General features: G+C 40.6%; 9 protein-coding genes. 1 reads left to right on the top strand and 8 read right to left on the bottom strand.

Translation table 11 applies throughout. The annotated features are described in order from the left end of the window. Positions 1 to 5 precede the first annotated feature (5 nt). Positions 6 to 2,201 (bottom strand): acylase, encoded by a 2,196-nt coding sequence (locus J1G40_RS02275; RefSeq protein ID WP_265240656.1) that lies wholly within the window; start codon positions 2,199 to 2,201, stop codon positions 6 to 8. Between the two features lie 235 nt (positions 2,202 to 2,436). On the opposite strand from J1G40_RS02275, the gene J1G40_RS02270 reads away from it, so the two are divergent. Next, positions 2,437 to 4,173: an ABC transporter ATP-binding protein gene (locus J1G40_RS02270; RefSeq protein WP_265240655.1), complete on the top strand. Its 1,737-nt coding sequence runs from the start codon at positions 2,437 to 2,439 to the stop codon at positions 4,171 to 4,173. A gap of 27 nt (positions 4,174 to 4,200) precedes the next feature. Here J1G40_RS02270 and J1G40_RS02265 read toward each other — a convergent pair whose 3' ends face one another. From J1G40_RS02265 to J1G40_RS02235, 7 genes are all read right to left on the bottom strand, one after another. Further along, on the bottom strand, positions 4,201 to 4,530 hold the full coding sequence (locus J1G40_RS02265) for a 2Fe-2S iron-sulfur cluster-binding protein (RefSeq protein WP_265240654.1): 330 nt from the start codon (positions 4,528 to 4,530) through the stop codon (positions 4,201 to 4,203). Positions 4,531 to 4,532: 2 nt separating this feature from the next. Continuing rightward, positions 4,533 to 5,591 (bottom strand): NAD(P)/FAD-dependent oxidoreductase, encoded by a 1,059-nt coding sequence (locus J1G40_RS02260; protein WP_265240653.1) that lies wholly within the window; start codon positions 5,589 to 5,591, stop codon positions 4,533 to 4,535. Positions 5,592 to 5,665: 74 nt separating this feature from the next. Continuing rightward, positions 5,666 to 5,905 (bottom strand): NifU family protein, encoded by a 240-nt coding sequence (locus tag J1G40_RS02255; protein ID WP_265240652.1) that lies wholly within the window; start codon positions 5,903 to 5,905, stop codon positions 5,666 to 5,668. Positions 5,906 to 5,907: 2 nt separating this feature from the next. Then, positions 5,908 to 7,047, bottom strand: coding sequence for an Mrp/NBP35 family ATP-binding protein (locus J1G40_RS02250; RefSeq protein ID WP_265240651.1), 1,140 nt, complete (start codon positions 7,045 to 7,047; stop codon positions 5,908 to 5,910). A 142-nt stretch (positions 7,048 to 7,189) separates the two neighbouring features. Further along, positions 7,190 to 7,852, bottom strand: coding sequence for an ABC transporter ATP-binding protein (locus J1G40_RS02245; RefSeq protein WP_265240650.1), 663 nt, complete (start codon positions 7,850 to 7,852; stop codon positions 7,190 to 7,192). Between the two features lie 88 nt (positions 7,853 to 7,940). Then, positions 7,941 to 10,328, bottom strand: coding sequence for an ABC transporter permease (locus J1G40_RS02240; RefSeq protein ID WP_265240649.1), 2,388 nt, complete (start codon positions 10,326 to 10,328; stop codon positions 7,941 to 7,943). A gap of 85 nt (positions 10,329 to 10,413) precedes the next feature. Then, positions 10,414 to 12,813, bottom strand: a complete 2,400-nt coding sequence (locus tag J1G40_RS02235) for an ABC transporter permease (RefSeq protein ID WP_265240648.1) — start codon at positions 12,811 to 12,813, stop codon at positions 10,414 to 10,416. Positions 12,814 to 12,819 lie beyond the last annotated feature (6 nt).

The raw sequence follows: 12,819 nt of genomic DNA, 5'->3' as shown, positions 1-12,819 counted from the left end.
AGAATTTATTTTCTTTTCCCGGGTTCATAAGTTTCCCTGGCTCTTTTGAGAACGTCTTCTTTATAATAAGGCACATCTTTAAAATCTATATCGGCATAGCGCTGGGCCTGATCATCAAAATGTGGAGAATTGGGATCTCCACTCTGACCTCCGGCAAGTATAGTTTTGGCCCTTACTCTTTCTCCAAATTCTACTGCGGCGACAAAGCTATTCCCTCGGGTTCCATAAATTTTCCTGGTGTTGTTGTGGTAACGGGCGCCATAGGCTGCCAAAGCCCCCCATCTGCCCGAAGCAAAGCCTATCGGAATACTGGGCTTGGTATCGTCAAAAGCCTGGCGAATATCTCCATTTAGACGCTGATAACGATTTACATCCCCCCATGGTATCTCCCAGTTGCCAAAATCTTTCTCTAACCTCAGAAGTACCGTGTTAAAGATTTTGAGTCTTTCCTGTTCTGATGATGCATCCCCCCAATATTCCATGCGTTCCATTGGAGACATTCCATCAGGGTATTCCCCGGATTCATTATATGCCGTGCCGTAGAAATGTGCAAGAGTCATCGCCACAGACGTCTTGGATGTTTTAAAGTCCCAGCTGCGCAAAACCTCAATGGCTTCTTTCATTTCAGGATAATTGGGTGCAGCATTGTCATAGGCTTTAACCAGTCCGGGCAAAAGGGCTTCAAAAGCCGGAAGGTAGGGGTCGTGTGCCAGGGTTATCAGACTATCCAGGGTATAACCTTTGCGATCTTTCAATAATTCAATGGCATGTACACCTCGGAAATTCTCCCTGTCTATAGACATATAACCAGGGTAATCTTCTTTCTTAGGGCTGAATTCCAAAGCAGCTGTATATGGGGTAGAATTACAATTCTGCAACCAACCATTCTCCGGATTCAGGAGCATAATATTTTCATCTACCGTATGCAATCCTTTCCAGTCTGTTTTTGGATTGCTCCCATCCACAGGTTTGGAATAATCATACTCATCATCTCTTTTAGGAATAAAATTTCCATGAAAATAGGCAATGTTCCCATCAGCATCTGCATAGACCGTATTGTTAGATGAATTGGTTCTTATATCCATCATATCCCTGAAGCCACTGTAGTCTTTCTGTTTGGTCCTGATAAATGATTGTTGCAAAGCTTTTACCGGTTCCCACATCATGGCTGAAGCAACATACTTATCACCATTTTTATGTGTTATAGGACCGTGATGCGTATGATACATGGGGAACTTTTTTTCTTCCATGCCATCCGTAATCTTATATTTTAGTACTACTTCTGAGGTTTTTACCTCTCGCATCTCCTCTCCGTATTGGTACAATAGTTCACCGCCTGTCTCCAGTATATTCTCTTCAAACTCATCCATGACATCGGTATAGGTGCTGGTATGCATCCATCCTGTTTTCTCATTAAATCCTTGATAGACAAAAAACTGACCCCAGGTAACGGCTCCGTAAGCATTCAATCCTTCTTCACTAACCACATGCACCTCTCCCCTAAAGAAAAACGAGGTATGCGGATTAATCAGAAGCATACTGTTTCCTGTTTGTGTAAGTTTGCCGGAAATTGCAATCCCATTAGAGCCCTGTGGCTCCGCCATTTCTTCCTTCTTTTTTGCCTCCAAAGTCTCGGATTTAGGCATCTCCATCCCATTTTGATAAAGGGCTTCGATTTTTCTGGCGCTAATCCTTTCTATATCGCCTCCTATTGACCCTTCACTAAAATACATTGGCATCCAGGGTTCAAACCTGGTAAGCAACTTAGGTTGCACTTCAGGATGCGTATGAAGGTAATAGTTTACTCCGTCGGCAAATGCGTCACAAAGCTGTTTTAACCAGGCCGGACTTTTCTCATAATTTGCAATGGCTTCATCCTGAGTCATAAACAGTCTGGCACGTAAATCACTATAAATAGCCTCTTCTCCCTCCACTTCCGCCAACCTCCCGATGGCCCAGATGTAATTTTGTTCTACCCGGTTAAAATCGTCTTCGCACTGGGCATACAGTAATCCAAAAACAGCATCGGCATCTGTTTTCCCATAGATGTGAGGTACTCCAAAATCATCTCGGATTATGGTAACATTTTCTGCCTGTTGCTGCCACCTTTCCAAATCTTGCTGAGATTTGACAATTGGACTGCAACCGACTGTAGTTGCTGCAACCAATAATATGATAACCCCTAATAAAAACCGTCTCATAGTACTTAAATTTTCCTGATTTCCCCAGAAATACATATTGCCCAAGGTCTACTGCTCACTGGTTATTGCTTATTGCTTATTGCTTATTGCTTATTGTAATAAGTTGTGAATTTAATGGACCTCTTTGTTAAATGCTAATTTTGACATAAAATTTGACCGCTTCCCAAACTACCGCCCCATTCATCATTTATTTGCTGTAAATTGCACGCTTCTACAGCACTAAATCCATTTCCCAATGTCTGACAAACGCGTTAGTATCCTAAAAGCTTTCAGGACCATTATCTGGCCCAGAAGAAATCTTGTATTTATAGGATTAATTCTGATCGTGATAAGCAAAGCAGCGAGTTTTGTTGCCCCTTTATCTCTTAAATACTTAATGGATGATATTATCCCCAACAAGGATATGGATTTTTTAAAAATCCTGGTTGCTGCAGTAATACTGGCCATACTTGTACAGGCGGTTACTTCATTTTTATTGACAAAAATCCTCAGTGTACAGGCGCAATACATGATTTCAGAACTACGGGCACAAGTACAAAAGAAAATACTTTCATTACCTATACGATTCTTTGACAATACAAAATCTGGTGAATTGGTCTCCAGGATAATGACAGATGTAGAAGGGGTCAGGAACCTTATTGGAACTGGGCTGGTGCAACTTGTTGGAGGCACAGTCACCGCAGTGGTTTCTCTGATACTACTATTGCAGATAAGTCCAAGTATGACATTATTTACCCTAATACCTCTGGCCATATTTGCTGTCATTGCTTTAAAGGCGTTTAAGATTATCCGTCCCATTTTTAGAAATCGGGGCAAACTAAATGCCGAAGTTACAGGCCGCCTTACCGAAACGCTTGGAGGCATCCGGGTAATTAAAGGGTTTAATGCGGAAAAGCAAGAGAATAAAGTTTTTGAAAATGGAGTGGAACTGCTTTTCCAAAATGTAAAAAAGAGTCTTACTGCCACAGCATTTATGACAAGTTCCTCTACCTTTTTATTAGGGGTCGCAACAACCGGTATTATGGGTATTGGTGGATATAAAATCATGATTGATGAGCTCACGATAGGAGAGTTTTTAACCTTTACTTTTCTTCTCGGATTAATGATTGCACCCATAGTGCAAATGAGCAATATCGGTAGTCAGCTTACGGAAGCTCTTGCCGGATTAGACCGTACAGAGGAGCTTATGAATATGACGGCAGAAGCAGATGAAAACGATAGGACTACTCAGCTCAAGGCCATAGATGGGAAAATGGTTTTTGAAGATGTCTCTTTTGCCTATGAAGAAGACAAAGAAGTGTTACACAATGTAAGCTTTAAAGCAAATTCTGGCGAGGTAATAGCGCTGGTAGGTAGTTCCGGATCTGGTAAATCTACCATTGCTGGTTTGGCAGCTAGTTTTTTAACTCCCCAATCCGGCAAAATAACCATTGACGGCCATGATCTTTCAAAGGTAAATCTGGATAGCTTCAGAAGATATTTAGGCGTAGTATTACAAGATGATTTTTTATTTGAGGGCACTATTCGTGAGAATATCCTGTTTCCAAGACCAAATGCCTCTGATGAAGCATTACAGGAGGCTGTAAAATCTGCTTATGTAGATGAATTTACAGATCGTTTTGAAGAGGGGCTAGATACCCTGATCGGAGAAAGAGGAATAAAATTATCCGGAGGACAACGCCAACGGATTGCCATAGCCAGAGCAGTTCTGGCCGATCCAAAAATATTGATCCTTGATGAGGCCACTTCTAATCTGGATACCGAAAGTGAGGCCCTTATTCAGAAAAGTTTATCGGCCCTAACCCAGGGCAGAACTACATTTGTTATTGCCCATCGCCTGAGCACTATTAGAAAGGCAGATCAGATTTTGGTTATAGAAAACGGGCGTATCGCTGAACAGGGGACACATGATGAGCTCATCGCAAGTGAAGGTCGGTATTATAATCTATTTACCTATCAGGCCAGGATCTAATATAACAAGGAATATTCCAGTTCCTGATCAGGACTCTGGTGCAAGGATAACCTCCAGGCCATTAAGTTCCTCTGAAATACGTATTTGACATCCCAATCTGCTATTGTCTTCTACATAAAACGCCTCGGCAAGCATGGCTTCTTCATCATCAGATTTTTCGGGTAATGCATGATCAGATGCTATATAGCATTGACAGGATGCACACATGGCCATTCCACCACAAACACCAATAGTACCCTCAGGAGCAAGCTCATAAGAACGCACCAATTCCATTAGATTCATATTCATATCTGTTGGTGCATCCACCTCGTGATCTATTCCTTCCCTGTCAGTAATTCTGATCTTAATGTCTGTCATAATTAATCTATCCGTTTTACAATAGCCTTGGGTGCTTCTTTTACGCTTCCATCAAAACCGTGTATCCCGCCGACAGTCGTATACTTCATTACATATCTCTTATTTGGATGAATTATTTGATATGCACTCTGACACATTAATGTCGCTTCGTGAAAACCACATAAAATCAATTTCAATTTCCCGGGATAGGTATTAACATCACCTATAGCAAAGATCCCTGGAATATTGGTTTGATAATCAAAAGTATTGACTTTTATGGCATTTTTTTCGATCTCGAGTCCCCAGTCCGCAATGGGACCCAACTTGGGTGAAAGTCCAAACAGCGGAATAAAATTATCAACTTCCAAATTTATTTCCTCCGCAGGATCTCCTGCCTTGCTGATCACAACAGCCTCTAAATGATTATCTCCCTTGAGCCCTGTTATTTCGGCAGGGGTAATTAAATTGATCTTCCCCTGGTTTTTAAGTTGCTGCACTTTCTCTACCGAATCTAGCGCTCCTCTGAACTCAGTTCTTCTGTGCACCAACGTAACTTCTGAGGCGATATCCGAGAGAAAAATACTCCAGTCGAGCGCAGAATCACCTCCTCCGGCAATAACCACTTTTTTATTTCGGTAGATCTCCGGCTCCTTAATCATGTAGGCAATACCTTTGTCTTCAAAATCCGAAAGGTTTTCTAATAATGGTTTTCTGGGCTCAAAACTTCCAAGTCCACCAGCTATTGCGACTATTGGGGCGGAATGGGCGGTTCCCTTGTTAGTAGTGACCACAAAGCTACCATCATCTAACTTTTCAATAGTTTCTGCACGCTCCCCCAGTGTAAAACCTGGTTGAAAAGGCGCTATTTGGGCCATTAGATTATCTACTAATTCCCCGGCCAATACCTCAGGAAATCCGGGAATATCGTATATGGGTTTTTTCGGATAGATCTCTGCACATTGACCTCCTGCCTGAGGAAGGGCGTCTATCAAATGACATTTTAATTTCAATAAGCCAGCTTCAAAGACTGCAAAAAGACCCGTAGGTCCTGCTCCAATTATAATTATGTCTGTTTTAATCATGAAGGGATTTACTTAGAATAGGCACAAAGCTATAGAAGGCTCGATTTAGAAATTATGATAAAAGTCAAATTGTATTAATTGATATTGACAACAGTTTCGATCTGGGGCGCATGTTTTTTTATGGTCATCTCAACTCCACTTTTCAAGGTCATCTGGTTTACACTACAGCCAACACAAGTACCTTCTAATCTGACCTTAACCAGGGTATCATCATCAATTGCCACCAGTGAGATATCACCGCCATCACTTTGAAGAAATGGACGAATCTCATCCAATGCAATTTCCACCTTTTCTCTCAATTCCTCTGAAGTCATGATTATTTCTTATTTACAGCGGCACAGCCGGCCATTGTTGTTATCTTAATTGCCTCGGTTGGAGGTAGGCTCTTATTTCTATTTACTAACTCCTGAACCACGTTTCTGGTTAATGCTTCAAAAGCTGTTTCTATTGGAGTAGCGGTTTGTAAGGCTGCAGGCCTCCCTACATCCCCGGCTTCTCTAATCCCCTGAACTAAAGGAATTTCTCCTAAAAACGGAACCTCTAAGTCTTCCGCCAGGTGCCTGGCCCCTTCCTTCCCAAAGATATAATATTTGTTGTTAGGGAGTTCTTCGGGGGTAAAATACGCCATGTTCTCAACGATCCCCAAAACAGGTACATTAATGGCTTCCTGATTAAACATTGCCACTCCTTTTCTTGCATCTGCAAGTGCCACTCCCTGTGGGGTACTCACCACCACTGCTCCGGTTACCGGTAAAGATTGCATAATACTAAGATGAATGTCTCCTGTGCCGGGTGGCAGATCTAGTAACAAAAAATCTATCTCTCCCCAATGGGCATCAAATATCATTTGATTTAGCGCCTTGGAAGCCATAGGTCCTCTCCAGATCACTGCCTGGTTGGGTTGGGTGAAAAAACCAATGGATAATAATTTTATACCATAACTCTCTACCGGACGCATTTTGGATTTACCATCAACATTTGTGGCCAAGGGTTTTTCGTTGGTTACATCGAACATTATTGGCATTGAAGGACCATAAATATCTGCATCTAATACTCCAACTTTAAATCCCATTTTCGCAAGGGTTACGGCTAAGTTAGCGGTAACTGTAGATTTTCCTACCCCGCCTTTACCAGAGGCCACGGCAATGATATTCTGAATTCCCGGAATAGGTTTGCCTTTAATTTCATTCACCTTAGGTTTTGCAGGCGCAGTTACCTTTATATTGACTTTTATCTTCGCCTTTTCATAAACCTCTTTATGTATAATTTTCAATATTTCTACCTCTGTCTTCTTTCGGGCCTGAAGGCTAGGGTTACCTATTGTGATATCTATCTCTACCTCATCGCCAAAAATCTGAACGTTCTGTACGGCGCCACTTTCAACCATATTCATTCCCTCCCCGGGGACCGTGATATTCTCGAGAGCTTTTAAAATTTCCTTCTTGTCTAATTTCATAGCCATACCTATGTACCTCTGTTATGTAAAATCATTCTAAACAACAAAGATACATCTTAGGGTTGAGAAGCTAAAAATATTGGATTGAAAAGTGATATATGCTAATACTAATCTCTTATGCTGTATTGGCTTGCTCCAGCTACTAGATCATTCGACCATCCAAAAGGTTTATGATTCGTGATCCATAGGCCGCATTTTGTTCCGAATGCGTGACTTGAATAATGGTTACTCCTTCTTCATTAAGTTGTTTAAAAAGGTCCATAATTTCTTCGCTCTGCTGAGAATTTAGATTCCCGGTTGGCTCATCTGCCAATATGAGTTTAGGGTTACTGATAAGTGCCCGCGCCACACCCACCAGCTGCTGTTGGCCACCACTGAGCTGAGAAGGGAAAAGATCTTTCTTACCTACAATATTAAATCTATCAAGCATATCAGCTACCATCGCTTTGCGTTCTGATCCTTTTACTTTCTTGTACAATAACGGCATCTCAAGATTTTCCTTTACGGTAAGATCATCTAGCAAATGGTAGGATTGAAATACAAAACCGATATATTCTTTATAAAGATTAGCACGCTTTTTTTCTTTAAGCGCATGCACGGATTCATCAAGAAATTGATATTCCCCCTCGTCAAAATTATCGAGCATTCCTATCACGTTTAGCAAGGTAGACTTCCCGGATCCCGAGGGGCCCATAACCGAGATAAACTCGCCTTCTTCGATATCCAGGTTGATATCCTTAAGAAGAAACACACGTTGCCCTCCGGAATTAACCCATTTAAAAATATTCTTTAATTGTAATAACATATCTAAATTTTACATTCTTATAAGTGATCTCTCTTTTTATCATTTTGAACTACCACCCCTTGCAACTACAACCCATCACATCTCGCTGCTACTCTTCCTTAAGGTGTTCTACAGGGTTTATAAGGGCTAATTTAATTGTCTGGGTACCCACTGCTATCCAGGCAAAAACTAAAAGGAATACTAATGGCAGCACAAAGAAGTACCAGTTGAGCTCAAATTGATAAGCAAACTCCTGCAACCACTTTCCTCCCAGGTAATAGGCAACCGGAACGGCAAGGATAAAACCAATTAAGACGGGTAAGCTAAATCCACTATACAATTTCCAAACCAGCAGTGAAATATTAGCCCCTAATACCTTTCTTATTGACATTTCCTTACGTCTTCTTTCACACCAGAATTTGGAATAGGCAATTAATCCCAGTATTCCTATGCATATAGAAACAATTGTGAATAAATTTATTATGCCAGCAAACTGTTTGTCTCTATCATATTGAGCTCTGAAGTTGTCCTCCACCTGATAATGATTAAATGGAATTTCGGGATATAATGTTGCCCATTTATGCTGCAATACCTCGAGAGTTTGTCCAAAATTTGAATCCGATATTTCCATGGTAACCTTCATAAACTGCTCTGGCCATATTTTTAATGATAAAAGGCCGATGTCTTCATGTAATGATAAATAGTTAAAATCTTTCACTACTCCAATAACTTCCCCATTGCCTCCCCATTGTTCAAAAGAAGCTCCGATAACATCTTCGGGGTTGCTATATCCAAATGCCTTGACCGCAGCTTCATTTAATATAAGAGCGTTATTCTGATCCGCAACGCCTTTTCTGAAGTCTCTCCCCGCAACAATTTGTAGTCCATAGTTTTTTAAAAAGTCATAATCCACCAGATTGAGGTTAATTTCCCCATTGTTACTTCTTCCCCTAAGATCCATTATCTGAGTAGCTACACCATTGGGAATCTGACCCGGGACATGAGAGCTAAACGAAACACTTTCCACTCCGCTAATTTGGGCAAATTCCTCTTTTAGCACCTCAAATGAAGTCCCTATTTGCGAATTTGGACCGTAATCCAAAACTATTTTTCGGGCGGTCTCTATCCCCAAATCCCTATTCTGAATATAGTTGAGTTGATAGTAAATAATAAGTGAGCCTATGACCAGAACGCTGGTAATTGAAAATTGCAGAATTAATAATCCCGTTCTTGTATTAAATATTCTAAACCTATTATCATGGTGCTTAACCAAATGAGTAGTAGAAATATTGGCAAACTTAAATGCTGGATAGATACCGGCAAGCAGAGCCAAGATAACTGGCGATATCAGAAGTAATATGATTACTGAAGGTTTCAGTAAAAAGGAAATATCAAACTGACCGCCAAGGAAATTTTCAAAATAGGGAAGTGATACAGAGATAATGATCAGTGAAATTAAACTGGCAAGGGATGTAAGTAATATAGATTCTACAAAAAACTGTTTGAAGATATCGCTTTTTGAAGCCCCGATGGTCTTCTTTACAGAAACTTCCCGTTCCTGTGTGGCAACCTGAGCAGTAGTTAAATTGATAAAATTAGAAACTGCCAAAAGCAAAATCATAATTCCAATTGCAAAGAGGAGATATAGATTGGAAAGCTTGCCTTTTGCCCCCAAATCTCCATGCTTGGGATTGCTAAAATGGAATCCGTTTAGAGCTTCTGCCGAAAGGATGTACTGATCGTTTGTTGCACTCCTTTCCTGATACTGAGGTACTAATTTTAATTGTTGTTCAACCGCTGCAATATTTTTGTTATCCTCTAATAACAAATATGTATTCATAGGAAACCAGGTCCAGTTATCATTGATATCGGGCAGCCTGCTTTTCATAAAAGTATCCATAGATACCAGGAAATCAAATTGAAGATGAGAATTTGAAGGCAGGTTCTGCACTATCCCTGATACCGTAAATGGCTCCCCGTCATATTCAATAATTTTATTAAGCGCATTAACCGATTCAAAATATTTCAGGGCTGTTTGCTCAGTGATCACTATTTTATCTGGCCCAACAAGGGCGGAAGAACTATTCCCATAAAGCAACTGAAAATCGAATACCTTAAAAAAAGTCGGGTCGGCATAATAGATGTTCTCGCTTTCTGAAAATAATTTATCGCCTACCCTTAAGGCATGACTCCCATACTCCTTATTGATGCGAACAAATTCTTTTACCTCTGGAGACTGGGATTTAATATACGGGGCAACTGGCGTAGCACTAAGTCCGAGAGCAATGTCCCCTGTAGGGGATTGGACAGTGGTATTGACCTTGGCTATCTTTGGGTAATTAGAATGAAACTTATCGAAACTAAGCTCCTTTTGAATATAGATTGCTATATAAAACAGGCTTACTATTCCTATTGACAAGCTGAACAGCTTGGTAAATGTATTTCCTTTTTTACTCCAAAGTTTACGACGGGCAATTTTAATAAAGTTAGACCACATGATTTTCGTTTTTTGATTATTATACCCTAATGGCTCAACTTATGGCATCTATTTTAGTTTTAAATTATTTGATATAAAGTTATTTCTATTCTGTCCTTAAACTATCTACAGGATTGGCCTTTGCAGCCCTGATGGCCTGGAAACTTACCGTTAAAACGGTTACCAGCATTGCGCCAACCATGGCAAGTCCAAATATCCACCACTCCACAATCACCCTATATGGATATTCCTGTAACCAGCCATTCATTACGTAATAGGCAATAGGCACTGCAATGAAACAGGATAGTATCACCAATTTTAAAAAGTCCTTCGACAACATATTCCAAACATTGAACACGGAGGCCCCCAGGACCTTACGTACTCCTATTTCCTTGGTGCGCTGCTCCGCAACGAAAGAGGTAAGTCCAAATAAGCCCAGGCAACTAATTAAAATGGCTAAGCCTGTAAAAATTGCGGACAGTCTTCCTACCCGTACTTCCGACCTGAATTTTGCTCCATATTCCTCATCCACAAAATCATATTGAAAAGGGATATTGGGGAAATGTTCCTTAAAAACACGCTCAATTACAGCTATACTCTGACTAGCACTTTGTTTGGGGTTTAGCCTCATATTATAGTAGCTGGCATTATCGTATTTGTCAAAGGCATACATTCCTTGCTTTACAGGCTCATAAGGCGACTGAGCAATCATATCTTCTACCACCCCGATAATTTTTAGTGGGGATGAGGGATCTTCTTCGTCGCTATCTTTAAAGAACATCCCTACCGGGTTGGGTATTCCCATGTACTTGACAGCAGTGGCGTTTATGAGTACCGCGTTAGAATCTGATGCAAACTCCCTGGAAAAGTCTCTCCCCTGGATAATTTTCAGATTAAGAGATTTGGCATATTCCGGTGATACTGCTGTCCAGGCAAAATCTTCCTGAAAACCTTCTGGCTTACCATCCCAATCCCATCCACTTCTATTAGACCATATGCTAGTAGTCGGGCTACTGGAGGAAGACATTTCAACAATGGCATTAGAAGCCAGAAATTCTGCCCTCATCAACTCGTATTTTCCCGAAAAGTCCTGACTCATTGTGGGGACCTGTATTAGTCCTTCCTTATCATACCCCACAGGTCTGTTTTTGGCATAATTAATCTGTTGCATTACAATTACCGTCCCTATTATAAATGCTACAGAAACTGTAAACTGAAGCACTACCAGGATCTTTCTTGGCGTTCCGGAATACTTGCCAGCTTTAAACGTTCCTTTCAGCACCTCAACCGGTCTGAATGAAGAAAGATATAGTGCCGGGTAACTCCCGGCTAACAGGGCAGTAAATAAAATAAAGAATACTGAAACTATCCAAAATACCGGACTACCCCAGGGAAATTCTATTTCCTTCCTGGAGAGTTCATTGAAACCGTCTAAGGATAGAAGTACAATTAGTACTCCAATTAAATAAGCAAAAAGTACTACAAGGAAAGACTCGCTCAGAAACTGATTGATCAGCTGGCCCCGCTGAGAACCTATAGATTTTCTAATACCCACTTCCTTGGCCCTCTTTTCGGACCTGGCGGTACTAAGGTTCATGAAATTAATACAAGCCAGGAGTAGTACAAAAGCCCCTATAATACCAAACAGCCAAACATATTTTATACGGCCACCTTGTTGCTTTCCATTTTCAAAACTTCCTCGCAAATACCAGTCTTTCATTGGAAAGAGAAATAGTTGTGGGTTAAATTCCACTAAATCCTCATTAAGATCCTTTTTTACATCTTTAATGGTGGCAGTTACCTTGTCCATTGAAGTATTATCTGCAATTTGAACAAACATCTGAAATGAATTATTCCCCCAATTGTCAGCAGCATTTATAATCCATTCCTGAATAGTTATATATTTCTCCCAGGGCATAAAAAACTTAGCATCCTTAAAAGAATTATTAAAGGGAAGGTCTTCATATACCCCGCTGACCATCATGTCGTACTGGCTATTTACTTTTACTATTTTTCCTATGGGATCCTCAGATCCGAAAAGGGCATCTGCCGTAGATTTGGAAAGCATTATGGAGTTAATTTCACGCAGGCCATCTTTCTCCCCTTTCAAAATATTAAGCCCCAGCATTTGCGGAGTTTCCTGCTGTGTATAATAACCTGGCCTTGAAATACTCGTCTCTTTATATTTTAAGTACTGATCGTTATTCCAGGAGGTCATGACAATATGCTTAAAATTATCATCATATCCCTCTCGCAAGGCCATCTCAAGTGGTCTTGGAATAGCAGGCCCCGTACCTGTTTGTCCGTTAAAGGTTTGAGATTGGTAAATTTGAGCAATCTTATCCTTATTGGTAAAATAGTTGTCATAAGAAAGCTCATCTTGCATCCAAAGACCAATTATCAGGGTAACCGCCATACCCAAAGCCAGACCTCCAATATTGATAATGGTATAAGCCTTATTTTTAATAAGGTTTCTCCAGGCTATTTTTATATAGTTTCTTAACATTCCTTA

This window comes from Muriicola sp. Z0-33 (genome assembly GCF_026126425.1).
Taxonomy (GTDB): Bacteria; Bacteroidota; Bacteroidia; order Flavobacteriales; family Flavobacteriaceae; genus JAFMPW01.
This window is presented reverse-complemented; position numbering and strand designations above follow the sequence as displayed.